Origin of the sequence: Mycolicibacterium sp. ND9-15 (assembly GCF_035918395.1) — a bacterium.
Taxonomy (GTDB): Bacteria; Actinomycetota; Actinomycetes; order Mycobacteriales; family Mycobacteriaceae; genus Mycobacterium.
In genome coordinates, this window is sequence record NZ_CP142362.1 from 734,589 (window position 1) to 760,859 (window position 26,271).

The 26,271-nt window shown below is 67.9% G+C and carries 24 protein-coding genes and 1 pseudogene; 8 read left to right on the forward strand and 17 right to left on the reverse strand.

Annotated features, from left to right (window positions below; translation table 11 throughout):
* Nucleotides 1–13: 13 nt before the first annotated feature.
* From QGN32_RS03655 to QGN32_RS03685, 7 genes are all read right to left on the reverse strand, one after another.
* Nucleotides 14–1,336, reverse strand: a complete 1,323-nt coding sequence (locus QGN32_RS03655; protein WP_442791774.1) for an ISL3 family transposase — start codon at nucleotides 1,334–1,336, stop codon at nucleotides 14–16.
* 138 nt (nucleotides 1,337–1,474) lie between these two features.
* A complete protein-coding gene (gene coaD, locus QGN32_RS03660) occupies nucleotides 1,475–1,954 on the reverse strand; it encodes a pantetheine-phosphate adenylyltransferase (RefSeq protein WP_326547305.1) in 480 nt (159 codons plus the stop codon).
* An 11-nt stretch (nucleotides 1,955–1,965) separates the two neighbouring features.
* Complete coding sequence (gene rsmD, locus QGN32_RS03665) at nucleotides 1,966–2,544, reverse strand: 16S rRNA (guanine(966)-N(2))-methyltransferase RsmD (protein WP_326548915.1); 579 nt, start codon at nucleotides 2,542–2,544, stop codon at nucleotides 1,966–1,968.
* The gene (locus QGN32_RS03670) at nucleotides 2,541–5,933 is read right to left on the reverse strand and encodes a pyruvate carboxylase (RefSeq protein ID WP_326547306.1); all 3,393 of its coding nucleotides are present in this window, start codon (nucleotides 5,931–5,933) and stop codon (nucleotides 2,541–2,543) included. Before QGN32_RS03670 ends, rsmD begins: the two co-directional genes overlap by 4 nt.
* A 29-nt stretch (nucleotides 5,934–5,962) precedes the next feature.
* Nucleotides 5,963–6,595 (reverse strand): vitamin K epoxide reductase family protein, encoded by a 633-nt coding sequence (locus tag QGN32_RS03675; RefSeq protein WP_326547307.1) that lies wholly within the window; start codon nucleotides 6,593–6,595, stop codon nucleotides 5,963–5,965.
* Nucleotides 6,592–7,368 carry a DsbA family protein gene (locus tag QGN32_RS03680; protein ID WP_326547308.1) on the reverse strand — a complete coding sequence of 259 codons (777 nt, stop codon included), beginning with the start codon at nucleotides 7,366–7,368 and terminating at the stop codon, nucleotides 6,592–6,594. Before QGN32_RS03680 ends, QGN32_RS03675 begins: the two co-directional genes overlap by 4 nt.
* Before the next feature lie 34 nt (nucleotides 7,369–7,402).
* A complete protein-coding gene (locus QGN32_RS03685) occupies nucleotides 7,403–8,509 on the reverse strand; it encodes an alpha/beta hydrolase (RefSeq protein WP_326547309.1) in 1,107 nt (368 codons plus the stop codon).
* Between QGN32_RS03685 and QGN32_RS03690 the strand changes: the two genes are divergently transcribed.
* Entirely contained in the window at nucleotides 8,508–9,338 is an 831-nt protein-coding gene (locus tag QGN32_RS03690; protein ID WP_326547310.1) for an aldo/keto reductase, read from the forward strand. The genes QGN32_RS03685 and QGN32_RS03690 overlap by 2 nt on opposite strands.
* 5 nt (nucleotides 9,339–9,343) lie before the next feature.
* A complete protein-coding gene (locus QGN32_RS03695) occupies nucleotides 9,344–10,174 on the forward strand; it encodes an aldo/keto reductase (protein WP_326547311.1) in 831 nt (276 codons plus the stop codon).
* Nucleotides 10,175–10,392: 218 nt separating this feature from the next.
* On the opposite strand, the gene QGN32_RS03705 is transcribed toward QGN32_RS03695, so the two are convergent.
* Genes QGN32_RS03705 through QGN32_RS03715 form a run of 3 tightly spaced genes read right to left on the reverse strand, consistent with a single transcriptional unit; the run spans nucleotide 10,393 to nucleotide 14,947 of the window.
* Complete coding sequence (locus QGN32_RS03705; protein WP_326547312.1) at nucleotides 10,393–11,100, reverse strand: HNH endonuclease family protein; 708 nt, start codon at nucleotides 11,098–11,100, stop codon at nucleotides 10,393–10,395.
* On the reverse strand, nucleotides 11,097–13,307 hold the full coding sequence (gene recG / locus QGN32_RS03710; RefSeq protein WP_326547313.1) for an ATP-dependent DNA helicase RecG: 2,211 nt from the start codon (nucleotides 13,305–13,307) through the stop codon (nucleotides 11,097–11,099). The genes QGN32_RS03705 and recG overlap by 4 nt, the downstream gene beginning before the upstream one ends.
* Before the next feature lie 2 nt (nucleotides 13,308–13,309).
* Nucleotides 13,310–14,947 (reverse strand): DAK2 domain-containing protein, encoded by a 1,638-nt coding sequence (locus QGN32_RS03715; protein ID WP_326547314.1) that lies wholly within the window; start codon nucleotides 14,945–14,947, stop codon nucleotides 13,310–13,312.
* A 248-nt stretch (nucleotides 14,948–15,195) separates the two neighbouring features.
* Here QGN32_RS03715 and rpmB point away from each other — a divergent pair, with 248 nt between their 5' ends.
* On the forward strand, nucleotides 15,196–15,390 hold the full coding sequence (gene rpmB, locus QGN32_RS03720) for a 50S ribosomal protein L28 (protein WP_326547315.1): 195 nt from the start codon (nucleotides 15,196–15,198) through the stop codon (nucleotides 15,388–15,390).
* A gap of 57 nt (nucleotides 15,391–15,447) precedes the next feature.
* Entirely contained in the window at nucleotides 15,448–15,780 is a 333-nt protein-coding gene (locus tag QGN32_RS03725; protein ID WP_326547316.1) for a hypothetical protein, read from the forward strand.
* Between the two features lie 3 nt (nucleotides 15,781–15,783).
* Here the strand turns inward: QGN32_RS03725 and QGN32_RS03730 are convergent, their stop codons facing one another.
* Genes QGN32_RS03730 through QGN32_RS03740 form a run of 3 tightly spaced genes read right to left on the reverse strand, consistent with a single transcriptional unit; the run spans nucleotide 15,784 to nucleotide 17,729 of the window.
* Nucleotides 15,784–16,467 carry a uracil-DNA glycosylase gene (locus tag QGN32_RS03730; RefSeq protein WP_326547317.1) on the reverse strand — a complete coding sequence of 228 codons (684 nt, stop codon included), beginning with the start codon at nucleotides 16,465–16,467 and terminating at the stop codon, nucleotides 15,784–15,786.
* On the reverse strand, nucleotides 16,464–16,754 hold the full coding sequence (locus QGN32_RS03735) for a DUF1330 domain-containing protein (RefSeq protein ID WP_326547318.1): 291 nt from the start codon (nucleotides 16,752–16,754) through the stop codon (nucleotides 16,464–16,466). The genes QGN32_RS03730 and QGN32_RS03735 overlap by 4 nt, the downstream gene beginning before the upstream one ends.
* Nucleotides 16,755–16,769: 15 nt before the next feature.
* A complete protein-coding gene (locus QGN32_RS03740) occupies nucleotides 16,770–17,729 on the reverse strand; it encodes a thiamine-phosphate kinase (RefSeq protein WP_326547319.1) in 960 nt (319 codons plus the stop codon).
* A 153-nt stretch (nucleotides 17,730–17,882) separates the two neighbouring features.
* On the opposite strand from QGN32_RS03740, the gene QGN32_RS03745 reads away from it, so the two are divergent.
* Complete coding sequence (locus tag QGN32_RS03745; protein WP_326547320.1) at nucleotides 17,883–18,449, forward strand: DUF3515 domain-containing protein; 567 nt, start codon at nucleotides 17,883–17,885, stop codon at nucleotides 18,447–18,449.
* A 71-nt stretch (nucleotides 18,450–18,520) separates the two neighbouring features.
* Here the strand turns inward: QGN32_RS03745 and QGN32_RS03750 are convergent, their stop codons facing one another.
* The 3 genes and pseudogenes from QGN32_RS03750 to QGN32_RS03760 all read right to left on the reverse strand — a co-directional run bounded on the left by QGN32_RS03750 (nucleotide 18,521) and on the right by QGN32_RS03760 (nucleotide 21,545).
* Complete coding sequence (locus QGN32_RS03750; RefSeq protein ID WP_442791775.1) at nucleotides 18,521–19,675, reverse strand: D-alanine--D-alanine ligase family protein; 1,155 nt, start codon at nucleotides 19,673–19,675, stop codon at nucleotides 18,521–18,523.
* A gap of 59 nt (nucleotides 19,676–19,734) precedes the next feature.
* Nucleotides 19,735–20,543: pseudogene (locus QGN32_RS03755) on the reverse strand (PLP-dependent transferase).
* A 3-nt stretch (nucleotides 20,544–20,546) separates the two neighbouring features.
* Nucleotides 20,547–21,545 carry an NAD(P)H-dependent glycerol-3-phosphate dehydrogenase gene (locus QGN32_RS03760; protein WP_326547321.1) on the reverse strand — a complete coding sequence of 333 codons (999 nt, stop codon included), beginning with the start codon at nucleotides 21,543–21,545 and terminating at the stop codon, nucleotides 20,547–20,549.
* Nucleotides 21,546–21,589: 44 nt separating this feature from the next.
* On the opposite strand from QGN32_RS03760, the gene cofC reads away from it, so the two are divergent.
* The 3 genes from cofC (at nucleotide 21,590) to mutT1 (ending at nucleotide 25,471) form a co-directional block, all read left to right on the forward strand.
* Complete coding sequence (cofC, locus tag QGN32_RS03765) at nucleotides 21,590–22,234, forward strand: 2-phospho-L-lactate guanylyltransferase (protein WP_326547322.1); 645 nt, start codon at nucleotides 21,590–21,592, stop codon at nucleotides 22,232–22,234.
* A gap of 52 nt (nucleotides 22,235–22,286) precedes the next feature.
* Nucleotides 22,287–24,476 (forward strand): RNA degradosome polyphosphate kinase, encoded by a 2,190-nt coding sequence (locus QGN32_RS03770; RefSeq protein WP_326547323.1) that lies wholly within the window; start codon nucleotides 22,287–22,289, stop codon nucleotides 24,474–24,476.
* A 71-nt stretch (nucleotides 24,477–24,547) separates the two neighbouring features.
* Nucleotides 24,548–25,471: an 8-oxo-(d)GTP phosphatase MutT1 gene (gene mutT1, locus QGN32_RS03775; RefSeq protein ID WP_326547324.1), complete on the forward strand. Its 924-nt coding sequence runs from the start codon at nucleotides 24,548–24,550 to the stop codon at nucleotides 25,469–25,471.
* Between the two features lie 128 nt (nucleotides 25,472–25,599).
* Here the strand turns inward: mutT1 and QGN32_RS03780 are convergent, their stop codons facing one another.
* On the reverse strand, nucleotides 25,600–26,229 hold the full coding sequence (locus QGN32_RS03780) for an HU family DNA-binding protein (protein WP_326547325.1): 630 nt from the start codon (nucleotides 26,227–26,229) through the stop codon (nucleotides 25,600–25,602).
* Nucleotides 26,230–26,271 lie beyond the last annotated feature (42 nt).

Genomic DNA, 26,271 nt, shown 5'->3' on the forward strand with positions numbered 1-26,271 from the left:
GGCTCTTCGTAATTCAGAGTGCATTGACGAGTGGGTGCAAGGCGCCGCTGTGCAGTAGTGAGCGCCAGCGGTAGTGGGTGAGGTTTCGGAATCCCAGTGCGTTGCGGCGCAGTGCTTCCAGGCGGCCGTTGATGGCTTCGGTGGGGCCGTTGGACGCGTGGTGGTCGAAGAAGGCCAGGATGTCGTGGCGGCGGCGGTGCAGGGTGCGGCCGAGTTGGGCCAGTTCGGTCAGGACCGCGGGGACGCCGCGGCGTAGCGAGTCGATGATCGTGGTCATCATGGTTTTGCCGCGACGCCGGTCGGGGTGGCCGTAGGCAGCGATGATGCGCTGGTAGACGCTCCAGGTCACCATGACCCCGAGGTGGTCGTCGGTGGCGAACACCGCTTCCAGTCGGGCGCGTTGCCGGGTAGTGAGCAAGGGGTACCGGGTGCGTAGGGTGCGGCGCACACCGTAGAGGGGATCACCGGCGCGGCCCCGGTGGCCTTGGGTCAGCTGTTGGATGCGTTGGCGGCACAGGTCCAACTTCAGGCCGGCCAGGGCGACGACGTGGAAGGGATCCATGACCGCGGTGGCGTCGGGCAGTTGTGCGGTGGCGGCGGTCTTGTAGCCGCCGAAACCGTCCATGGCGATGACCTCGACCTGCTCGCGAAACGCGGGGGGCTGCTCATTGAGCCAGTTGGCCAATGCTGCCGCAGAGCGGCCCGCGACCAGGTCCAGCAGCCGCGCCGGGCCCGTCTTGTCGTGGACCGGGGTGAGGTCGATGATCAGCGTGACGAACCCCTCGGTGCCGCGCCGCCTTGGCGCCCAGCGGTGTTCATCGACTCCGATGACTCGCACCCCGGCCAGCCGATCGGGTCCAGCCGCAGCGATTAGATCGGCCACAGCCCGCATCGCGATCGTGTTGACGGTATGCCAGCTGACACCGAGTTCGGCGGCGATCGCCGAGATGGTGGTGCGATCGATCATCAACCGCCGCAACACATAGCGGGCACACCGTCGCGTTGTCGCCGAGCGTGGCGCGGCCAACTTACCGAGGTCCTGGTTGAACACCGCCCGGCCACACTGCGCGGTCAGACAGCGGTAGCGGGGCACGGCGACCTGCAGCACCAGCGGGTAGCCGGCCACCGGCAGATCGTTTAGCGGCCGGACCACGGTGTCGCGATAGCGCCCCTCGCGGCCGCAATCCGGGCAGCGTGGATCGCGGCTCACCGGAGTACAAAAGATCGTCGTACGCTCATCATCGACGGCAGCGTCGGTAATCGTCACGCCCAACTCGATCGTGCGCATGATCGTGTCGGCAACAACAGACGGCGGACAGGCAGTAGCCTTCGACAACGGGCACCTCGGTGGTGTTGATGAAGCTCGGTGTAGGAACCCGCATCGTCACCCACCGAGGCCCCACCTCAGCTCACCGACACGACACCTTTCCCGTCACCCGCCAACCAATCGTGCACTCTCATTCACGAAGAGCCGCTAACCGCCGCTGAGCTTCTCCCGCAACCGCCGGTTCACCGGTGCGGGCAGCAGTTCGGAGACATCGCCCCCGAGCGTCGCAACCTCCTTGGCCAACGACGACGACACGAACGAGTATCGCGGTGTGGTGGCCACGAAGAAGGTGTCGACACCGGCGATGTGCTTGTTCATCTGCGCCATCTGCAGCTCGTATTCGAAGTCGGTACCGGTGCGCAAGCCCTTGACGATCGCGGTCAACCCGCGCTGCCGGACGAAGTCGACGACCAGCCCCTGCCCCGACTCGACGCGCAGGTTCGGCAGATGTTCGGTGGATTCCTCGATCATCGCGATGCGCTCCTCGAGGTTGAACATGCCCTTCTTGTTCGGGTTGATCAGTATGGCGATCACCAACTCGTCGAACTGCGCGGCCGCGCGCTCGAAGATGTCGATGTGACCGAGAGTCACCGGGTCGAAGGAGCCCGGGCAAACCGCGCCGCTCATGAGCGATGACGCTAGCAGGGGAGCCGCGGCGCCTCGGCAAGCTCGAGGCGGGTGTCGCCATAGGTGCGCGCAGGCCACACCTGCCAGCCTGGCGGCCAGTTCAGCGGCGGCCCGGTCACCGCACGCTCGACTACGACGACGGTCCCCGCCCGGGCCCAACCCCGTTCGGTCAGCAGGAACAGCATCGATTCGACCTCGTCGGCCTCGACGTCGTAGGGCGGGTCGGCGAAGACCAGGTCCATCGCCCGTTGAGATCCGGCGGCCAGGACCGCGGCGACGGCGCCTCGCCGCACCGAAGCGCCCGTCACACCGAGTGCGCCGATGTTGTCGGCGATGACGCCGGCCGCGCGCCGGTCGGCCTCCACGAACGTCGCCTCCGCGGCCCCGCGGGACAGCGCCTCCAGGCCGAGCGCGCCCGACCCCGCATACAGATCGAGCACGGCGGCGCCGGTGAACTCGACCCGCGCCGCCAGCACGTTGAACAACGCCTCCCGTACCCGGTCGGTGGTGGGTCGCGTACCACTCCCGGATCGGTTCTGCGGCACGGTGATTCGACGACCGCCCAGCGCGCCGGCGATGATGCGGGTCAGCTGACCACCACCAGCAGGTCGCCGCCTTCGACCTGTGCCGTGGCCGAGACCGCGACCCGATCCACCTTGCCGGCCTTCGGCGCGGTGATCGCGGCCTCCATCTTCATCGCCTCGATCGTGGCGACGGTCTGACCGCCCTGGACCGCGTCGCCGGCGGCGACGCTGACGGTGACGACGCCGGCGAACGGCGCGGCGATGTGGTCGGGATTGGTCTTGTCGGCCTTCTCGGCGGCAGGAACGTCACTGGCGACGCTGCGGTCACGCACCAGCACCGGACGAAGCTGACCGTTGAGGATGCACATCACCGTGCGCATGCCGCGCTCATCGGGATCGGAGATGGCCTCGAGCCCGATCAGCAGTTCGACACCGCGTTCCAGCTGGACCCGATGCTCCTCGCCGCTGCGCAGTCCGTAGAAGAACTGGTTGGCCGACAGGCTCGAGGTGTCGCCGTACTGTTCGCGGTGCGCCTCGAGTTCCTTTGTCGGACCGGGGAACAGCAACCGGTTCAGCGCAGCCTGGCGTTCGGGCCCGGAGTGGGCGAGCGCCGCTTCGTCTTCCTCGCTGAGTTCCTGCTGCGGCTTGGCCGGCGCACGGCCCGCCAGTGCCTTGGTGCGCAGCGGCTCGGGCCAGCCCCCGGGCGGGTCGCCGAGCTCGCCGCGCAGGAACCCGATCACCGAATCGGGAATGTCGAAACGCGCCGGGTCCGAGGCGAACTCGTCGGCGGTGATTCCCGCGCCGAGCAGGGCCAGCGCCAAGTCCCCCACCACCTTCGACGACGGCGTCACCTTGACCAGTCGACCGAGTACCCAGTCGGCGGCAGCGTAGTTGGCTTCGATCTCCTCGAAGCGGTCGCCGAACCCGAGCGCGATCGCCTGCTGGCGCAGGTTCGACAGCTGCCCGCCGGGGATCTCGTGGCGGTACACCCGCCCAGTCGGGGCGGGCGGGCCCGATGTCACGACATCGAAGGGCGCGTAGACCTTTCGCAGCGCCTCCCAGTACGGTTCGAGCTCGCAGACGGCCGACAAGGACAGCCCGGTGTCGTAGTCGGTGTGCGCGCTGGCGGCGACGATCGAGCTCAGTGCGGGCTGGCTGGTGGTGCCGGCCAGCGGCGCCGCCGCCCCGTCGACCGCGCTGGCGCCCGCCTGCCAGGCCGCCAGATACGTCGCGAGTTGCCCGCCCGGGGTGTCGTGGGTGTGCACGTGGACGGGCAGATCGAATCGGGAGCGCAGCGCCGTGATCAACCGGCGCGCGGCCTGGGGCCGTAGCAGCCCGGCCATGTCCTTGATCCCCAGCACGTGCGCGCCCGCGTCGACGATCTGCTCGGCCAACTTCAGGTAGTAGTCCAACGTGTAGAGGTTCTCGCCGGGGTCGGACAGGTCGCCGGTGTAGCTCATCGCGACTTCGGCCACCGCCGTGCCGGTTTCGCGGACCGCGTCGATAGCCGGGCGCATGGACTCGACGTTGTTGAGCGCGTCGAAGATCCGGTAGATGTCGATGCCGGTCGCCGTCGCCTCGGCGACGAACGCGTCGGTCACGGTCTCCGGATAGGGGGTGTAGCCGACGGTGTTGCGGCCCCGAAGGAGCATCTGCAGGCAGATGTTGGGCACCGTCTCGCGCAGCGCGGCCAGCCGCTCCCACGGGTCTTCCTTCAGAAACCGAAGCGCCACATCGTAAGTCGCCCCGCCCCAGCATTCCAGGGAGAGCAGCTGTGGCGTCATCCGCGCTATGTAAGGCGCCACCATCAACAGCCCCGTCGTGCGCACACGGGTGGCCAGCAGCGACTGGTGGGCGTCACGGAAGGTCGTGTCGGTGACGGCCACTGGTTTGGTGTCGCGCAGCCAGCGGGCGAACCCCTCGGGACCGAGTTCGACCAGCAGTTGCTTGCTGCCGTTCGGCGGCGCCGCGTCGAGGTCGATGTCGGGCAGCTTGTCCTGCGGATAGACCGACGCGGTGCGGGGGCCGTGCGGCTGGTTGACCGTCACCTCGGCCAGGTAGTTGAGGATCTTGGTGCCCCGGTCGGCCGGGGTCCGCGCGGTCAGCAGGTACGGGCGTTCGTCGATGAACGACGTGCTGATCCGTCCGGCGCGGAAGTCGGCGTCGTTCACGACGGCCTGAAGGAACGGGATGTTCGTCGATACGCCGCGGATCCGGAACTCCGCCAGCGCCCGGCGTGACCGCGCGACGGCCGCACCGAAGTCGCGTCCCCGGCACGTCAACTTGACCAGCATCGAGTCGAAGTGTGCGCTGACCTCCGCGCCCAGATGCGTGCCGCCGTCCAACCGGATGCCGGCACCGCCCGGCGTGCGGTACCCCGTGATGCGGCCGGTGTCCGGGCGGAAACCGTTGGCCGGATCTTCGGTGGTGATGCGGCATTGCATGGCAGCACCGTGCACGGTCAGCGTGTCCTGACTCAGCCCCAGGCTCTCCAGCGTCTCCCCGTCGGCGATCCGCAACTGGCTCGACACCAGGTCGACGTCCGTGATCTCCTCGGTGACGGTGTGCTCGACCTGGATGCGAGGGTTGCATTCGATGAACACGTAGTGACCGCGCTCGTCGAGCAAAAATTCGACGGTGCCTGCGAATGTGTAGTCGATCTCCTGGGCCAGGGCCACCGCATCCGCGCAGATCCGTTGCCGCAGTTCGCCGGACAGGTTCGGCGCGGGCGCCAACTCGATGACCTTCTGGTGCCGGCGCTGCACGCTGCAGTCGCGTTCGAACAGGTGCATCACGTTGCCGTGGGTGTCGGCCAGGATCTGGACCTCGATGTGGCGGGGGTTGAGCACCGCCTGCTCGAGATACAGCGTCGGATCGCCGAATGCCGACTCGGCCTCCCGCGACGCGGCCTCGATCGCGTCGGGCAACGCCCCGATGTCGGCGACCCGCCGCATCCCCCGGCCGCCACCGCCCGACACGGCCTTGACGAACAACGGGAACTCCATGTCCGCCGCGACCGCCATCAACTCCTCGGCCGACGCCGACGGGGCCGACGAGTTCAGCACCGGCAGCCCTGCGGAGCGGGCCGCGCCGATCGCGCGGGTCTTGTTGCCGGTCAGCTCGAGCACTTTCGCGCCGGGCCCGACGAACGTGATCCCGGCGTCCACGCACGCCGCCGCCAGCGCCGGGTTCTCCGACAAGAAGCCATAGCCCGGATAGACCGCGTCGGCACCCGCATGCCGGGCCACTCTGATGATCTCGTCGACCGACAGGTACGCGCGGACCGGGTGGCCGGTCTCACCGATCTGATAGGACTCGTCGGCCTTCAGGCGGTGCAGGGAGTTGCGGTCTTCGTGGGCGTAGACCGCGACGGTGTCGATCCCCATCTCATAGGCGGCGCGAAAGGCGCGGATCGCGATTTCGCCGCGATTGGCGACCAGGACTTTGGAGATCACGCGCGTACTTTAACCGTTGCGCCGGGTGCTCAGACCAGCGTCGACCAGTAGCTCCAGAACCGCACGAGGATCAGCAGGACCAGTCCGGTGAACCACAACGCCACCACCGACCACCGCCATGTGTGCAGTACGCGCGCAACGGCATTCCCCTGCTGAGGCTGCAGCGCGATGGCGGCCACGACGACCAGCAGCGGGATCGTCACCGCCCACACCACCATGCAGTACGGACACAACGCGCCGATGCGGTAGAGGCTCTCGAAGATCAGCCAATGCACGAAGGCGGCACCCAGTAGGGCACCGACGGCCAATCCCGCCCAGTACCAGCGCGGCAGCTCGACCCGCGCGAGCGCCAGCACGCCGGTGACGACGACGATGGTGAACGAGACGATGCCGATCAGCGCGTTCGGGAAGCCGAGGACCGACGCCTGCTGCGTGACCATCACCGAACCGCACGACAGCACCGGGTTGAAGCTGCAGGTGGGGATGTACTCCGGATCGACCAGCAGCTCGATCTTCTCGATGGTCAACGCGATCGCCGCGGCGAGTCCCAGCACGCCCGCGATCAGAATCCAGACCGCGCTCGGACGTCCCACCGGCAGGCCCGACGGCTGGTCGGCCGCGGGCTCGGCCGGCTGGACGGTGCCGGGCGCGGCGATTGTCACGGCGCTGCCGGCGGTGTCGGATCGGCGTTGGGCGGCGGTGCGCCGGCGTCGAGCGCGGGCACCTCGCCGACGATCTTCTCGATCTCCGCGATCAGCGCATCGGGTGTGGACGGCGAGTAGTCCTGGCCGTTGATCCGGATGGTCGGCGTCGAGTTCACGCCGCTCGCTTTGGCCAGGCCCTTCACCATGTCGTTGTAGCGACCGTTGTTGATGCACGCGGGCACGTCTCCCGTCACTCCCGCCTGGCGGGCGACCTCGATGAGCCGGGCGTTGTCGGGGAACGGGCCCACACCTTCCGGGGGCTGCTGGGCGTAGAGGGCGGCGTGGAATCGCCGGAAGGCGTCGGTGTCGGCGTCGGCGACGCAGTAGGCCGCGTTCGCCGCGCGTGTCGAGTAGCCCTGCCCGGCCCGGTCGAGGATCGAGACCATGCGGTAGTCGGCGGCCACCGCGCCGCTGTCGACCAGCTTGTCGATGGTGGGGCCGAACTGTTTCTCGAAGTTGCCGCACGCGGGGCACAAGAAGTCCTCGTACATCGAGATCACGGCCTTGGGCTCCGAGGTGCCTTCCTTGGTGATCAGGTTGCCCGATGTGATCTGGATCGCCTTGGCTTCGCCCTCGCCGGGTTTGTCCTCCTTGGTCATCACGATGTACGCCACCAGCGCGATGGCGAAGATCACGACGACGGCGGTCAACCCGATCTGCACGGCCAGGTTGCGTTTGCGGTCGGCCGCCTTTAGGTCGTAACGCGGGGTCTTCTTAGGTTTCGAGGCCACGGGGTAAGAGTACCGGCGGTGTTTTCGCGCCCCGTCAGCCGCGGGCGAGATGCGCGCGCAGCGCAGAGATCATCTCCGCGACGGCGGCAGCGCTGTCACCGCCGACCGGGAACATGTTCGCGAAGGCATGGATCAACGACCCGAACTGTCGAAGGTCGACGGGCACCCCGGCGGCGCGCAGAGCCTCGGCGTACTGGTTGCCTTCGTCGCGCAGCGGGTCGAATCCGGCGGTCAGCACGAGCGCGGGCGACAGCCCGGACAGATCGTCGGCCAGCAGCGGCGAGACCCGCGGGTCGGTCGCCGACACCGGCGCGTCGGCGAGGTAATGGTCGGCGAACCAGGCAAGGTCGGCTTTGGTGAGGAAGTATCCGTCGGCGAACAAGGTCCGTGACCGTCTTTCTTCGCTGAGGTCGGTCCACGGATACATGAGCAACTGCACGACGGGCAACCGGACCCGTTCGTTACGTGCGCGCTGAGTCACCACCGCGGCGATGTTCCCGCCCGCACTGTCACCCCCGACCGCCACGCGGTCGGGGTCGGCTCCGAGTTCGGCCGCGTGGTCGAGTGCCCACCGATAGGCGGCGAAGCCGTCATCGGACGCGGCGGGCGCCTTGTGTTCGGGTGCCAACCGGTAGTCGACGGAAAGCACGTTCATCTCGCCGTCGCGGCAGATGAGGCGGCATACGTCGTCGTAGATGTCGAGGTCCCCGATCACGAAGCCGCCGCCGTGGAAGAACACCAGCAATGGGGCGCCGGCGACGGCGCTGCGGTAGTGCCTGGCCGGGATCGGCCCGTTGGCCCCGTCAACCCAGAGATTCGTCACCCCGGCGACGGGGATGTTCCGGAGGAACCCGGATGACAACTCTTCCAGTTGGGCGCGCGATGCGGCGACGTCACCGGGTCCGCTGAGCCCGTCGAACCCGATCAGCTTCTGCCCCGCCAGCATCAACTGCAGCGTGGTGTCCAGCGTGTTGCCGTCGACGGCGACCGTGCGACCCCGGAGCAACGCACGCTTGACGGCGTCGGGTAGGTGGGCCAGTGAACGCACTGTGACACTCGCCACGGCATTGACGAGGACCTCCTTGCGGCTCGGACTCCGGAAGGCTTCGGTCGGCGGACTGGCTGGCAGACTTTCGGTCATGGCGTCTCCATCGATCACGTTGAATGACGGTAATTCCATACCCCAGGTCGGGCTCGGGGTTTGGCAGACCCCGCCCGAGGACACCGAACGTGCGGCCGCGACCGCGCTCGATGCCGGGTACCGACACATCGACACGGCCGCCGCGTACGGCAACGAACGCGAGGTCGGCCAAGCGCTCGCGAACTCGGGTCTGCCGCGCAGCGACGTGTACATCACCACGAAGCTGTGGAACGCCGACCAGGGATATGACAGCACGCTGGCCGCGTTCGACAAGAGCATGCAGCGGCTGGGGCTCGACTATCTGGACCTGTACCTCATCCACTGGCCGATGCCGGCCAAGGGTGCTTTCGTCGAGACGTTCAAGGCCTTCGCGTACCTGCGTGAGCAGGGTCGCGTCCGCTCGATCGGGGTGAGCAACTTCGAGCCTGAACATCTGCGCACACTCGTCGACGCCACCGGGATCGTCCCCGCGGTCAACCAGATCGAACTGCATCCGCTGCTTCAACAGGAGGAGTTGCGGGAGGCGCACGCCCAGCTGGGCGTCGCCACCGAGGCGTGGAGTCCGCTCGGCCAGGGGTCGCTGCTGTCGAACGACACCGTCGTCGCCGTCGCCGAGGCGCACGGAAAGACACCGGCCCAGGCATTGATTAGGTGGCATATGCAGCTCGGCAATATAGTCATCCCGAAGTCGGTGACCCCCGAGAGAATCGTGAGCAACTTCGACGTGTTCGATTTCGAGCTGAGTGAGGACGACATGGCGTCCATTTCCGCGCTCGGCGACGGCACTCGGTTGGGCCCCGATCCACGAACATTCGAATTCACAGGATAGGTGCGATGACCTCGATTCCGACCGTCACGCTCAACGACGACCACCCGATGCCCGTACTCGGTCTCGGCGTAGGCGAACTGTCGGACTCCGAGACCGAACAGGCGGTGCTGTCGGCCTTGGCGGCCGGCTACCGGCTGATCGACACCGCGGCCGCCTACGACAACGAGGAGGCGGTCGGGCGGGCGATCAAGGCGTCCGGCGTGCCCCGCGAGGACATCTTCGTCACCACCAAGCTGGCCACCCCCGACCTGGGCTTCCAGTCGTCGCAGGATGCGCTCAAGGCGAGCCTCGACCGGCTGGCACTCGACTACGTCGACCTGTACCTGATCCACTGGCCGGCCGGTGAGCAGGGCAAGTACGTCGACAGCTGGGGCGGGCTGATGAAGCGCAAGGAGGTCGGCGACACCAAGTCGATCGGCGTGTGCAACTTCCATGCCGAACACCTGTCGAACATCATCGACCTGTCGTTCTTCACCCCGGCGATCAATCAGATCGAGCTGCACCCGCTGCTGAACCAGGCGGAGCTGCGCGAGATCAACGCCGGCTACGGCATCGTCACCGAGGCGTACGCCCCGTTGGGCGTCGGACGCTTGCTCGACAACGAGACGGTCGTCTCGGTGGCGCAGTCGCACGGTAAGACGCCGGCGCAGGTGTTGATCCGGTGGAGCCTGCAGCTCGGCAACGTGGTGATCCCGCGCTCCTCCTCGGCGGAGCGGATCGCGTCGAACCTCGAGGTGTTCGACTTCGAGCTCACCGACGATCAGATGGGCGTGCTCAACGGCCTCGACGACGGCACGCGGTTTCGCCCAGACCCGGAAACCTACACCGGCACCTGACCCGGCGTGCACCGGTTTGCGTTCGCCGAATGAGGTCGACGATCTGACCCAACTGCCCGGATGAGCGCGGACGAGATGATCGACCAATTGGGCTGGTTCGCAGAACTCCGAGTCACGATCTCCGGAGTCCGATCCCACCGGTGTCATGCGTGGACGCTTACCTCGACTACGCGCAGTGGGTGATGGAAGAGATCAAGCCGAAGGTGCCCTGACGCCGGTCAACCCGTCGGGCAGGTGGTTGCGGCGCCGCGCAGCACGGCGGCCGACGGCGCATCGATCGGTAGCGAGTATCCGCGTAGCACCGCGATGAACTGCATCGCGTACTGGCAGTGGAACGCCGCGTTGGGCGGCATCCAGGTCGCCGGCTCCCCATCGCCCTTATCCTGGTTGGCCGGGCCGGCCACCGCGAGCAGGTTGGCGGGATCGTTGGCGAACCGCACGCGCAACTCCTCGGGCCAGTTGCGCGCGCCGAGGTCCCAGGCGAGTGCCAGCGGCACGATGTGGTCGATCTGCACGGCCGCGCCGGTCTTCTCACCGCGCGTGAATGCGATGACGGCGTTGGTGTACGGGTCGATCAGCGTGCCGGTCGCCACCGCGCGGGGGCAGCGCTTGATCGACACGAACGTCTTGCCGTCCAGGTCGCGGTCGAGGATGTCGTTACGTGTGTCGCAGCCGTTGTGCCCACCGGGCGCGGTGGTGTCGTCGGTCCAGCTGTCGCCGAAAGCGGCTCTGCGGTAGTCGTATCCGCGGATGCGCAGGGGGATGACGGGCACTCCCGCGAGGACGTCGATGCCGGGCGCGACGGTCGGGATGTCGGCGCGCGCGATGAAGTCGCCGCGATCGTGCGAGGACACCACCGTCTGCACGGCGACCGCCACCAGAAGCGCGACGACCGCGGTCAGCCACAGCAGGTGCCTGCGCCTCATGCCTTGTCCAGGAACTCGACGCGGTCGCTGTCGACGAACGGCGCCGCCAGTGCCGCCATACCCGGGTTGGCGGGATCCTTCTCGAACAGTTTCGCGCAGAAGTCGCGAGCCTCGACGATGATGTCGAGGTGCTCGTGTAGCGACAGGAAACGCAGCGTGATCGCGCGGCCGGACTGGCTGAACCCCAACACATCTCCTTCTTGGCGCTCGTAGAGGTCCAGGTCGGCGAGCTCGAAGCCGTCCAGAGTCGACGCGACAGCGTTCAGCCGTGCCCCGGCCTTCGAGCCTTCCGGTAGTCCACTCACGAGCAGGCACAGGCTGGGATGCCGGCCGCGACCGATCCGCCCACGCAACTGGTGCAGTTGGCTGATTCCGAAGCGGTCGGCGTCCATCACAACCATCATGGTGGCGTTCGGCACGTCGACGCCGACCTCGATGACCGTGGTGCACACCAGCACATCGATCTCGCCGGCGCGGAACGAGGCCATCACGGCGTCCTTCTCCTCGGCGGGCAGCCTGCCGTGCATGAGACCGAGTCGCAGGCCGGACAAGGGCCCGCGGCTCAGCCGGTCGTACAGCTGGACGACGGTGATCGGGGGCGGGCCCCCGTTGTTGTCGCTCTTGGCTTTGTCGTTCTCGTCGATACGCGATGCGACGACGTAGACCTGTCGGCCGTCGCGCACCTCTTCGGTGATGCGTTGCCAGGCTCGGTCCAACCAGGACCGGTGCTCCTTGAGGAACACGGTGTTGGTGGTGATCGGTTGTCTGCCTCGCGGCAACTCGCGCAACGTCGAGGTCTCCAAGTCGCCGTAGTAGGTCAGTGCGACGGTGCGCGGTATCGGGGTAGCGGTCATCACCAGCAGGTGGGGCGTCATGCCCTGGGGAGCCTTGCTGCGCAGCCGGTCTCGTTGTTCGACCCCGAACCGGTGTTGCTCGTCGACGACCACCATGCCGAGGCGGTGGAACTCCACGGCGTCCTGCAGTAGCGCATGTGTGCCGATGACGATACCTGCCTCACCGCCGGCGACCTCGTCGCGCACCGCGCGCTTCTGTTGGGGCGACATCGATCCGGTCAACAACACGACACGGGTAGCGCTCTCGGCGCCGCCGAGCTGGCCGGCCATCGCCAACGGGCCGAGCACCTCGCGGATCGACCGGTCATGTTGTGCGGCAAGCACTTCGGTTGGCGCGAGCAGCGCACACTGATATCCGGCGTCCACCATCTGCAACATCGCCATGACAGACACGATGGTCTTACCGGAACCGACTTCACCCTGCAGCATGCGGTTCATCGGGCGGGTGCCGGCGAGTTCGGCGGACACGACGTCAAGCACTTCCTTCTGACCGTCCGTCAATTCGAACGGCAGGCGGTCGCGCATGGCGCCGACAAGACCGTCGTCGCGAAGCGCAACAGCGGGGCCGGACCCGCTGATCTCACTGTGGCGCCGTTCGGCCAGCGCCCACTGCAGACCGAGCGCCTCGTCATAGGTCAGGCGCGCGATTGCCGCATCCCGCTCAGCCGCCTTTTCGGCGGTGTGTATCGCGCGGAGCGCCTGGTCTTCGGTGATCAACCGATGTTGTCGGAGAAGCGATTCGGGCAACGGTTCGGGAATTGGATCCAACACGTCGAGCACTTGGCGCACGCAGCCGTAGATTTCCCAGGTCTGCACCTTCTTGTTGGCGGGATAGATCGGGAAGAAGTCCCGTTCGAAGGCGGCCAGCAGGTCCTCGCCGGTTGCGCCGGACGCCTCCGCGATCGCCTTGAGTGACTTCGACCCCTTCATCCGGCCGCTCCCGTGCAGGATGAGGAACGCCGGATGGGTCAGCTGCAAGGTGCCCCTGAAATAGCCGATCTCTCCGGAGAGCAGCACCTTTGCGCGCTCGACCAACTGATGCTTGATGAACTTCACGTTGAAGAAGGTTGCAGTCACCTTCGGGCGCCGGTTCCCGAGGGTGACGACGAGGTATTCTCGCCGCGGTTCGCGGTTGGTCTCCTTTAGTTCGGCCTTCGTGATGACGTCGAGGAAGGTGACGTGTTCACCTTCTTCGAAAGCCTCGCCCTCGCCTCCGGTCGTCATTTGGTCGCTGTACTTGCGCGGGTAGTGGCGCAGCAAATCGTTGACCGTGAGGATGCCGAAGTGTTCCGCCAGCGGGTCGGCGGCCTTCTTGCCGAGCACGTAGTCGAGGCGGTCGGTCAGCGTGGCCACGGCTACTCCACTCCGATCAGCAGCGCGTCGCCGCGGTGGCCGGTGTGATAGCTGACCAGTTCCGTGCCGAGATGCCGTTCATGCACGTGATCGCCAAGCGCGGCTGCGACACCGTCGTCGACCCCCGCACCGGTGAGCACCGTGACCAGTTCCCCGCCGGCGGCGAGCAGCAGGTCGATCAAGCCCGCCCCCGCCGCCACCAGGTCATCGCCGACGATCAGCACCTCGTCGCCCGAAATGCCGAGGCCGTCGCCGGGTTTGCACATACCGGCCCACGTCAGTGCCTCCTCCGTGGCAACTCGCACCGACCCGTGCCGGGCGTCCGCGGCGGCCCTGGCCATCGTGTATCCGTCGTCGACGGCCTGGCGCGAAGCGTCGTGCACCGCCAGCGCCGCCAGCCCCTGCACCATCGAAGCCGCGGGCACCGGCACCACGTCGATGCCCCAGCCGATCGCGGCCGTACACCCCGCGACGAGTTCCTCGGCAGCGACGAATCCGTTCGGCAGGATCATCGCCTGTCCCGCGTCGGCGTTGACCAAGGCGTGCAGCAGCTGCTTGGCGCTGACCGGCGCGTCGTCCTCGAGCCGCAGGACGTGTGCACCCTCGGCCGCGAACAACCCGGCGGCGCCCTCTCCGTCCACGACCGCAAGCACCACCCGGGCGCGCGACCGACCGCCGGTCGGCCGCGTACTCGCCGCACCGGTGAGCGCCGTGACCTGGATGCGGCTCGGCTGACCGACGGCGAGCCCCGCTTCGACGGCCGCGCCGGCGTCGTCGGCGTGCACGTGTACCGAGTACTGGCCGCTGCCGCCCGACGCGGCGGCGATCGCCACCGACTCGCCCAGCTCGTCCAGCTCGCTGCGCAGTTTCTCCGCCGCTTCCGGGTCGCATCCGCTGAGCAGGTACATCACCTCGAACTGCGGGACCGCAGCGACGCGGGCGGTCGCCTCCTCGGCGCGCGGTGGCTTCGGCACGTACTCGACTCGCCGCGAGGCGCGGCCGGTCAGCGTCGTGCTCATCGCGTCGAGCAGTACCAGCAGCCCGCGGCCGCCGGCATCCACCACACCGGCGCGTGCCAGCGCCTCGAGTTGGCCGGGGGTCGCGTCCAGCGACCGTGCCGCAGCGTCGGCCGCCGCGCACACCACGCCGGCCGCTTCGGCACCCCCGGCCGAGGCGTGCTCGGCGGCGTCGGCCGCATCCTGGAGCACCGTGACGACGGTGCCCGGTACGACCTCCCCCATCGACCGGATGACGAGCACCACCGCGTGGCGCAGCGCGGCGGCGAAGAGCGGCCCGTCGACGGCGGCGACAGCACCGCCCCGGTCGGCCGACGCCTCGGCGATGACCTCGGCCAACGCGCGCAGAATCTGGGACAGGATCACGCCGGAATTGCCGCGGGCACCGTTGAGGGCCCCCCGAGCCAGCCCCGCGGCGACCTCGGCCACGTCGTCGACACCCGAGAGCGCGTTGGCCTGAGCCCATGCCGAACGCATGGTGAACAGCATGTTCGTGCCGGTGTCCGCATCGGCGACCGGGAACACATTGAGCCGGTTGATCTCATCGGTGTGGGTGATCAGCTCACCGACCGCCGCGTGCGCCCATTCCCGCAGCATCGAGGCATCAAGCAGTCGAGCCGACATGCCTAACCTCCACAGAATGTGACGCGCTGGGCGCACCCCGCCGTGCGGATCAGCCTATCCACTGGAGCAGACAACGCCGCGATAACGTTCCCGCCGCTCGGTGGCCTGATGAAGGTACCCGCGCCGCATGGGACAGCGTTTTGGCGATCGCTGGGGCGCCCGGTATCCTGGTCAGGTTGTCGGGTCGAGTCGCGCCGGTCGCGGGCAGAGACCCGAACCCCCACGTACTGATCTGAGGAGTTCTGCATATGGCTGCCGTGTGCGATATCTGCGGGAAGGGCCCCGGCTTCGGCAAGTCGGTCTCGCACTCCCATCGCCGGACCAGCCGTCGCTGGGATCCCAACATCCAGACCGTGCGCGCCGTCACCCGTCCCGGCGGCAACAAGCAGCGGATGAACGTGTGCACCTCGTGCATCAAGGCCGGCAAGGTCATGCGGGGCTGACGGTCGGCCGTTTCAAATCCCGGCGGGCTGGGTAGGCGGGCTGGCATGAATTTCCGTATGGCATCGACCCGGTCTCTGCTCGCACTGGCCTCCGCTATGGCGGCCGTTTCCCTGCTGACGGCGTGCGGCGGTGGTGACGACGCAGAAGAAACCACCACGACAACCACAACCGAGCCGACCACCACGACCGAACCGACGGAGACGCAGACCGAAACCGTCGTGCCGACCACGCCCGCGCCCGGGGCGCCGACTGGGACCCAGGGCGAAGGAACGGTCACGGTACCGCCGGCGCCGGACATCTCGGTTCCGCCCGCCCCGGACATCACGGTCCCCGATGCGCCAGACATCGAGATTCCCAACCCGCCGAACGTCCAGGTTCCCAACCCGTGACGTTCAGGGCAGCCGCCAGTCGATCGGCTCGGCGCCCATCTTCTCGAGCAGCTCGTTCGCGCGGCTGAACGGCCGCGAACCGAAGAAACCGCGCGACGCCGAGAGCGGCGACGGGTGCGGTGACTCGATAGCGACGCAGTCGGCGCCGTCGAGCATCGGTTTCAGCGTCGAGGCGTCCCGGCCCCACAGCACGGCTACCAACGGCTGCTTGCGTGCGACCAACGCGCGAATCGCGCACTCGGTCACGACTTCCCAGCCCTGACCCCGATGCGACGCCGGACTGCCCGGCCGGACCGTGAGCACCCTGTTGAGCAGCATCACCCCGCGCTCGGCCCAGTGCGTCAGGTCGCCGGTCGCCGGGGCGGGGTAGCCGAGGTCGCTGCCGTACTCCTTGAAGATGTTCTCCAGGCTGCGCGGCAGGGGCCGCACGCCGGGCGCCACCGAGAAGCTGAGGCCGACGGCGTGACCGGGCGTCGGGTACGGGTCCTGGCCGACGATCAGCACCCGCACGCTGTCCATCGGAAAGGTGAACGCGCGCAACACGTTTTGCCCCGCCGGCAGATAGCCGTTGCCGGCGGCCAGTTCGGTGCGCAGGAACTCGCCCATCTGCGTGACCTGGGCGGCGACCGGTTCCAGCGCGTCGGCCCAGCCGTCGTCGACGAGCTCGCGCAGCGGCCGCGCGGTCATGCCAACCCGTCGATCAGCATCACCAAAGAGTCGGCGCCGGCTCGGCGGTCCTTCGAGATTTCTTGATACTCGGCAGAATTCGCCCAAGCACGAAAAGATGTCTCGTCGGGGAACGACATCAACACGACCTTTTCGCGGTCGGACCGGCCCTCCAAAATCTGCGGGAACTCGTCGGCTGCGAGCAGCGTCCCCGAAAACCGGGCGAAGACATCCAGGAAACGGGCTTGGTAGCGGTCATAGGCAGCCCGGTCCGTGAACCTCAGCTGGGCGATGGCGTACACGGTCACGATCCGACACCCTAGCTACCCGAACGACTGCCACCCGGGATTCCCCTGCCACACCGCGTCGTCGACCAGGACCCGCGCGGGACCGTCGAGCACCCGGCCGATCGCTTTCCACCCTGGCGGCGGTGCGGTCGCAAAGGTCGCGACCAGTGCGTGGTCCTCGCCGCCGCCGAGGATCCAGGCCCACGGATCGGCGCCCACCGCCTCGGCGGCGCCGGCCAGGGCGTCGCGGTCGGCGGAGAACGCGCCGGCAGCGAGGTCGATGCCGACACCGGACGCCTCGGCGATGTGGCCGAGGTCGGCCAGCAACCCGTCCGACACGTCGGTCATCGCGGTGGCGCCGCTGTCGGCGGCGATGCGACCCTGTCCATAGGGTGGTCGCGGTGCGACGTGGCGGCGACGCAGCTCGCTGAACCGCTCAATACCGTTGCGCCACAATTCACATCCGGCGGCCGATCGGCCGACCTCGCCCGCGATCGCCACTACATCGCCTGGTCTTGCCCCGCTGCGGCGCACGGGCTCACGGCCGTCCAGGTCGCCGAGCGCCGTCACCGAGATCACCCATTGCGGGGCGCTGACCAGGTCGCCGCCGGCGACGCCCGCACCCATCGACTCGGCCTCCTGCCACATCCCGTCGGCCAGCGCCAGCACCTGCTCGGCCGGTGTCTCCGGGGGAGCGCCGAACGCGATTACGAACGCGGTCGCGCGCGCCCCCATCGCCTCGATGTCGGCCGCGTTCTGCGCGATCGACTTGCGCCCGACATCATGCGGCGTCGACCAGTCCAGCCGAAAGTGGCGCTCGGCCACCAGCATGTCGGTGGACACCACGGTCCTACCGTCGGGCGCGACCACCACCGCCGCGTCATCTCCGGGTCCCAGCGCGACCGCGTCCGGTTGGCGACGGTCCGCAACCAATCGCCGGATCACGGCGAACTCTCCCACTTGCGCCAGGGTCTCGGCCGCATCGTCGGTCGCCATGTCACCTCCTGTCGCGGCCGCACCGTGACCCACACGCCGGCCGCACCTGCGGTTACGTCAAGCGCCTGCGGCGTGGAGTCTATGCAGCGATGTGGTCAGACAGCGGGTGGTCGACGCTTTCATGCCGATTGGGCGCCTCTCTAGAGTTGAGCCGTGGATCTGGAGACCGGTGACGGGCCCCCGCGGGCGCTGCTGGTCGCGGCCCTCGCCGTCGCCGTCGCCGCGGTCGTGGCGATCCTGGTGGTCGCCGTGGTGCGGCAGAATCCGGCGCAGCAGCAACCCGTCCCGCTGGCGGCGGTGCCGGCCCCGCAGGCCGCCAGTTCCGAGTGCGCCACGCTGATCGCCAACCTGCCGGAGAAGCTCGATGACCTGACCCGCGCACCGCTGGCCGACCCGGCGCCCGCCGGCGCGGCGGCATGGCGGGCCGACGGCGAGGGTGAGCCGATCATCATGCGCTGCGGAGTGGATCCACCCGTCGAGTTCGTCGTAGGGGCACCGCTTCAGGTGGTCGACGACGTGCAGTGGTTCCGCGTGGGTGAAGGCGGCCCCGATGCTGCCGGCGCGGAGGGGGAACGCAGCACGTGGTACGCCGTCGACCGCGGCGTGTACGTCGCGCTGACGTTGCCGCAAGGCTCGGGGCCGACGCCGATCCAGCTGCTGTCGGCCGTCGTCGCGAAAGCCTTGCCCGCCAAGCCCGTCAACCCGGGCCCGGTGCGCTGATCCTGCGGTGAGCGCGTGATCGACTGGGCGAATCGCGCCCTGGGCGCAGAATCGACAAAGGACCGGGTGCCTCAGCGTAGACCGGTGCCGCGGTTGAGCGCGGTCTCCACCATCGTGGCCAACAGGGTCGGATAGTCGACCCCGCTGGCCGCCCACATCCGCGGGTACATCGAGATGGTGGTGAATCCGGGCATGGTGTTGATCTCGTTGACCACGGGCCCGTCCTCGGTGAGGAAGAAGTCGACGCGGGCCAGCCCCTGACAGTCGATCGCGTTGAAGGCGCGGATCGACAGTCGGCGAACCGCGTCCGCGACGGCGTCGTCGACCTTGGCGGGCACGTCGAGTTCGGCGGCCTCCTCGAGGTACTTCGTCGCGAAGTCGTAGAACCCGTCCTCGCGACCGCGTACGCCGGCAACACGGATCTCGCCGACGGTGCTGGCCTCCACCCTGCCGTCGGGGAACTCGAGCACGCCGCATTCCAGTTCGCGGCCCGGCACGGCGGCCTCGACGATCACCTTCGGGTCGTGCCGGCGGGCCCGTTCGATCGCCTGCGGCAGCTGATCCCACGCCGTGACCCGGCTGACGCCGATCGACGATCCCCCGCGCGTCGGTTTGACGAAGACGGGAAGGCCGAGGCGCTCCCGCACGGCCAAGCCCAACGTGTCCTGACGGGGCCGCAGCACCTCGTGGTCGCCGATCGGCAGCCCCGCGGCGCCCAGCAGCTTCTTGGTGAACTCCTTGTCCATGCCCACCGCGCTGGCCAGCACGCCGGCTCCGACATACGGCACCCCGGCCAACTCGAGCAGCCCCTGGATCGTGCCGTCCTCGCCGTACGGGCCGTGCAGGACGGGAAACACCACGTCGACCGTGGCCAACAGGTCGCCGGCGCCCTGCCCGAGTGACAGCAGCTGTCCGCCTCGACCCGGATCGGCGGCGAGCGCGAGTTCCGTGCCGGACGCGGCGGTCACCTCCGGCAACCGGCCGTCGGCGATCGCAAGGGTGTCCGGTTGCGCGTCGGTCAGCATCCAGGCCCCTTCGGGAGTGATGCCGACTGCGACGACTTCGAACCGCCGCGGATCGAGGTTGCGCAGGATACTGCCCGCGGAGACGCAGGAAATCGCGTGTTCGGAACTGCGTCCGCCGTAGACGACGGCAACACGGACGCGTCCGGCGCTCCGGCCCGATGTCGCCGGCCGGGCGGCTCCGGGGTCATAGCGGGCGGTCACAACCTAGAGAGGCTACCGCCCGGGCCGCACGGAGGTCGTCCGACAACGGCGAACCGGTTTCAGGCCAGTGCCTGATCGATGTCGGCGATCAGGTCGTCGGCGTCCTCGATTCCGAGTGAGATGCGCGCGAACCCGTCGCTGACGTCGTCACCCCAGCGGGCACGACGGTCGACCGACGTGTGGATGCCGCCGAAGCTCGTCGAGGCGATCAGCAGCGCGCTGCGTTCGACCAGGGCGTGCACGGCGGCGGCGGCGACGAACTCGGCGGCGACCAGGCCGCCGAACCGTCTCATCTGGGGCACCGGCGATGCGGTGCGAACGGGTCGTCGGGCAGCCCGGGATAGCGCACCGCCCGCACCGCCGGATGAGCGTGCAGCGCCACGGCGAGCGCCGCCGCGTTGTGGCACTGTCGTTCGAACCGAAGGCCCAGTCAGGGCAAGCACCGGTGCCCAGGCTGCGCAACAGCAGCCAGGCCTCGAACGCGCCGAGGACCGCACCGGAGAGCAGCCGTTCGCGCGCGACCGCGGTTCGTCGGGCTTTCGGCGAACACCACGTCTGCGTCCACCGATGCGGCGCACATCTGCTCGCTGTTCGCCACGACGACCGTTACACCCTGCGCGGCAAGGTATTCCGTGGCATAGCGACGGACTTGGTAATGGCCGTCGGCGGGCACGACGAGCTTGCTGCCGACTCCAGCCGGCGCCACATCGGACTCGAGCTGCGGCCGTAGGTGTCGAGCGGATCCGCTTGGTCGGATGACGGATGGAAGGTGGTCGCCGGAACCGGCGATGGCGCACGGGTGACCCGGAACAGCCTCTGATGCAACGGATTTCACGCTGCGGGTGGAATCGCCGTACTGACCGTCCACCGGTTACTCCGGTTTGGTGCTGCGCCCGAGCAACAATGCGACGGCCTCATCCACCGACAACCCCCGGTGGCAGACCCGGAAAACCGCGTCGGTGAGCGGCATCTCGACGTCGTAGCTGTCCGCCAATGCCAGCACCGATTGACATGATGCGACGCCCTCGGCAACGTGGCCTTCGGTCGCGAGCATCGCCGATTCCATGGTGCCGCCCTGACCGAGGCGCATCCCGAAGGTGCGGTTGCGGGACTGCGCTGACGTACACGTCGCGACCAGATCGCCCACCCCGGCCAAGCCGGCCAGCGTCGCCGGTTTTGCACCCAATGCGATTCCCAGCCGCATGATCTCGGCGAGTCCGCGCGTGATGATGGCTGCCGCCGTGTTCTCCCCCAGTCCGACGCCCGCCGCCATCCCGGAGGCCAGCGCGATGACGTTCTTGCAGGCGCCACCCACCTCGGCGCCGATGACATCCGCGTTGGTGTAGGGCCGGAAGTATGACGTCGACAACGCCCGCTGCAGTGCGACCGCCCGTCCGGAGTCGCTACAGGCGACGACCGTCGCCGCCGGCTGTTCGTCGACGATCTCGCTCGCGAGGTTCGGGCCGGTGACCGCCGCGACGCGGGACGGGTCGGCACCGGTCACCTGGATGATCACCTGACTCATCCGCATGAGGGTGTCGAGCTCGATGCCCTTGGCGAGGCTCACCAACGTGACGTCGTCGTCGATGAGCCCGATCCACTGTTCGAGATTGGCCCGCAGCGTCTGGGCCGGTACCGCGAGCAGCACGGTGCATGCGCCGTCCAGCGCCTCCCCCGCGTCGCTGGTGGCCCGGACGGTCTTCGGCAACTCGGCATCACCGAGATAAGAAGGGTTGCGATGGGTGTCGTTGATCTCGTCGGCCAATTCGGGGCGACGGGTCCAGAGCCTCACCTCATTGCCCGCATCGGCAAGGACCTTGGCCAGTGCGCTTCCCCACGCACCGGCGCCCAATACCGCTGCCTCGACCACGCCTTCAGCGTAACCCGGGTGGGTCTGCTGGCAGGATGACGCATATGAGCGGGTCACCGGAAGCCGACATCGGGTTGGTGATCGCGGTAAAACGACTCGCCGCCGCCAAGACCCGGCTGGCGCCGGTCTTTCCCGCGGGCACCCGCGAAAAGGTGGTGCTGGCGATGCTGATCGACACGATCGCCGCCGCCTCGGCTGTCCCGGCGGTGCGGGCGATCACCGTCGTCACTCCCGACGAGACCGCCGCCGACGCCGCCGCCCGGCTCGGTGCGCGGGTGCTCAGCGACCCGACCCCCGACGGTCATCGCGACCCGTTGAACAACGCGATCTCCGCCGGCGAAGCAGAAGTGCGGAGCGAGACCGCCAATGTCGTTGTGCTGCAAGGCGACCTGCCCGCGTTACAGCCGCATGAACTGGCCGCGGCGATCGCGGCCGCCCGCAGGCACCCACGCAGCTTCGTCGGCGACCGGCACGGCACCGGCACATCGGCGTTGTTCTCGTTCGGGGTGGCCCTGGACCCGCACTTCGGCGCCGACTCCGCTCGGCGCCACCGCGGTTCCGGCGCGCTCGAGCTGACAGGAGCGTGGCCGGGCCTGCGTTGTGACATCGACACCCCCGATGATCTGCTGGTCGCGCGCCGTCTGGGCGTCGGCGCGGCGACGACGGCTGCGATCGCGACTTCGGGCTGAACCGGTGTATGCGCCTGGCATGAACACCATTGGATAGGGAATCATCTGAGGCATGACGGAAGCCGAGACGCAGGTTCGTGACAGCGACAGCGAGTCGGTAGCCGCGAGCATCCGACCCGTATCGCCAGACTCCGGCGACTCGGCGCCGGGGGCGCCTCCCGCGGCGACCGCGCCTGCGGTCGACAACGCGCTGCCCGAAGACCGCTATCTGAACCGCGAGTTGAGTTGGCTGGACTTCAACGCCAGGGTGCTGGCGCTGGCCGCCGACCAGTCGCTGCCGCTGCTGGAGCGGGCGAAGTTCCTCGCGATCTTCGCATCGAACCTCGACGAGTTCTACATGGTCCGGGTCGCCGGGCTGAAGCGGCGCGATGAGATGGGTCTGTCGGTGCGCTCCGCCGACAACCTTTCCCCGCGCGAGCAGTTGCGCCGCATCAACGAGCGCACCCAACACCTCGCGAACCGGCATGCGCACGTCTTCCTCGATGCGGTGCGGCCTGCGTTGGCCGACGAGGGCATCGTGATCGTTACCTGGGCCGAACTCGACGAGGCCGAACGCACGCGGCTGTCCACCTACTTCCACGAGCAGGTGTTCCCGGTGCTGACGCCGCTCGCGGTCGATCCGGCACACCCGTTCCCGTTCGTCAGTGGCCTGAGCCTGAACTTGGCGATCACCGTCAAACATCCCGACGACGGCGGTCAGCACTTCGCCCGAATCAAGGTGCCCGACAACGTCGAACGCTTTGTCGAGTTGGGGGCTCGCGAAGCCGACGCGCAGATCGTGCGGTTCCTCCCGATGGAGGAATTGATCGCAGCGTTCCTGCATGTGTTGTTCCCCGGCCTGGAGATCGTCGAGCACCATGCGTTCCGGATCACGCGCAACGCGGATTTCGAGGTCGAAGAGGACCGCGACGAAGACCTGTTGCAGGCGCTCGAACGCGAATTGGCTCGCCGCCGGTTCGGTTCCCCTGTCCGGCTGGAAGTCTCCGACGACATGACCGAGAGCATGCTCGAGTTGCTGCTGCGCGAACTCGACGTCGCGCCCGGCGATGTCATCGAGGTCCCCGGTCTGCTCGATCTCTCCTCGCTGTGGCAGATCTACGATCTCGACCGCCCGGCCCTCAAAGACCGGCCGTTCGTGCCGGCCACGCCGCCGGCCTTCGGGGAACGCGAGACGCCCAAGAGCATCTTCTCGACGCTGCGCGACGGCGATGTGCTCGTCCATCACCCATATGACTCCTTCTCCACCACCGTGCAGCGGTTCATCGAGCAGGCCGCGGCCGACCCGAACGTACTGGCGATCAAGCAGACGCTGTACCGCACCTCGGGCGACTCGCCAATCATCAACGCGCTCATCGACGCTGCCGCGGCGGGTAAGCAGGTCGTCGCTCTCGTTGAGATCAAGGCCCGGTTCGACGAGCAGGCAAACATTCAATGGGCCCGTGCGCTGGAGCGTGCCGGGGTGCACGTGGTGTACGGGCTCATCGGGCTCAAGACCCACTGCAAGACGTGTCTGGTGGTGCGTCGGGAGGGTTCGCTGATCCGTCGCTACTGCCATGTCGGCACCGGCAACTACAACCCGAAAACCGCGCGGTTGTACGAGGACATCGGCCTGCTGACCGCCGCGCCCGATATCGGGGCCGACCTCACCGACCTGTTCAACTCGCTGACGGGCTACTCGCGCAAGGACTCCTACCGCAACCTGCTGGTGGCTCCCCAAGGCGTCCGCAGGGGCATCATCGAGCGCATCGAGCGCGAAATAACCGCCACCCGCGACGGCGGCGCGGGCCGGATCAGGGTGAAGGCCAACGCATTGGTGGACGAGCAGGTCATCGACGCGCTGTACCGCGCATCGCAGGCCGACGTGCGGGTAGAGGTCGTGGTGCGCGGCATCTGCGCGCTGCGCCCCCAAGCGCCGGGGTATTCGGACAACATCGTCGTCCGCTCCATTCTCGGTCGGTTCCTCGAGCACTCGCGCATCATTCACTTCGGTGCCATCGATGAGTTCTGGATCGGCAGCGCCGACATGATGCATCGCAATCTCGATCGACGTGTCGAAGTCATGGCCGAAGTGAAGGATCCGCGCCTGAAAGCACAACTTGACGACATCTTCGAGTCGGCCTTGGATCCCGCGACCCGGTGCTGGGAGTTGGGCGTGGACGGTAAATGGACGGCGTCACCGCAGGAGGGTCAGACGGTTCGCGACCACCAGGTTTCGTTGATGGAACGCCGCCGGCAGCCATGACAGAACGGCACAGCATCTTTTCGGATCGTCATCGCGGATCGTGGTGCCCGGAATGATCTGCGGGAGTTGAGGTGCCGAAGCAGACAACCGAGACGGACGCCGACGCGAGGACGATCCTTGCCGCGGGGGCGGTGTTGTGGCGACCGAATGGTGCCCCCGATGCGCCAGAGGTCGCACTCATTCACCGTCCTCGCTACGACGACTGGTCGCTGCCGAAGGGCAAAGTCGATCCCGGTGAGACCCAACCCGTCACCGCCGTCCGCGAGGTGAGCGAAGAGACCGGATACACGGCCCGTCTCGGTCGACGGCTCACGTCGGTGAGCTATCCCGTAGAGCAGGGCAAGAAGAAAGTGCGCTATTGGGCGGCGCGCCAGATCCGCGGCGAGTTCCGCTCGAACGACGAGGTCGACGAGCTGAAGTGGCTTCCCGTTTCCGCAGCGATAAACCAGGTCAGCTATCCGCAGGACCGAAAGGTTCTGCGCCACTTCAGGAAGATCCCGGTCGACACCAAGACGGTGCTGATCGTCCGCCACGCGACCGCGGGTAGCAAGTCACGCTTCAAGGGCGACGACCGTAAACGACCCTTGGACAAGAACGGCCGTGCGCAGGCAGAGTCACTCGTCGGGGTGTTGCTCGCCTTCGGTGCCGACCACCTGTTCGCCGCCGACCGGGTGCGCTGTGTGTCGACGCTGGAACCGTTGGCAACAGAACTCGGCACGTCGATCCACAGCGATGGGTTGTTGACCGAAGAAGCCTACGCCGACAACCGCAAGGCGGCCCGACAGCGATTCCTGGAGATCGCCGACTCTGCGGGCACACCGGTTATCTGCAGCCAGGGCAAGGTGATCCCGGACCTGATCGAGTGGTGGTGCGGGCGCGACGGCGTGCGACCCGACAAGTCCCGCAACCGGAAGGGCAGTGCCTGGGTGATGTCGCTGCACGATGGACGGTTGGTGGCGGCCGACCACATCGGAAGTCCACTGGCGACCAAGTGACGCTCGCCAGTTGAATACAAGTTCGGCCCACCGCCGGCCCGAAACGATTGAGCCCTATGAATTTTAGTCGGGGCACGACATACGGAAGCGCCGCGGATCTCGATGACCCGCGGCGTCTCCGTGAGGAACTACTTGCGGCCGCGCTTGGCCGGCGCCTTGCGGGCCGGAGCCTTCTTCGCAGTCTTCTTAGCCGCCGTCCGCTTGGTCGCGGCCTTCTTGGCCGGCGCCTTCTTCGCCGCGGACTTCTTGGCCGGTGACTTCTTGGCGGCGGTCTTCTTGGCTGCCGTCCGCTTGGTCGCGGCCTTCTTCGCGGGTGACTTCTTGGCGGCGGTCTTCTTGGCCGCCGTCCGCTTGGTCGCGGCCTTCTTGGCCGGCGCCTTCTTCGCCGCGCTCTTCTTGGCCGGGCTCTTCTTCGCGGCCTTGCGGGCGCTTCCGGCCGTAACGCCTCTCTTCACTGCTGGTCCTTCCGACGGGAGGCGCTGCGCCCCAGAGACAACGGCTTTGAACTGTGCACCGGGCCGGAATGCCGGCACGGAGGTGGGCTTCACTCTTACGGTCTCGCCGGTGCGCGGGTTACGCGCGACGCGTGCGGCGCGGCGGCGCTGTTCGAAAACGCCGAAGCCGGTAATGGTGACACTGTCACCCTTGTGAACCGCACGCACGATGGTGTCGACGACGTGCTCCACCGCGGCGGTTGCCGACCGACGATCCGAGCCCATTTTCTCCGTGAGTACGTCGATGAGCTCTGCTTTGTTCATGCATAACCTCCGGAAACCAGTGGTCCTCTCTGGACCGACTAG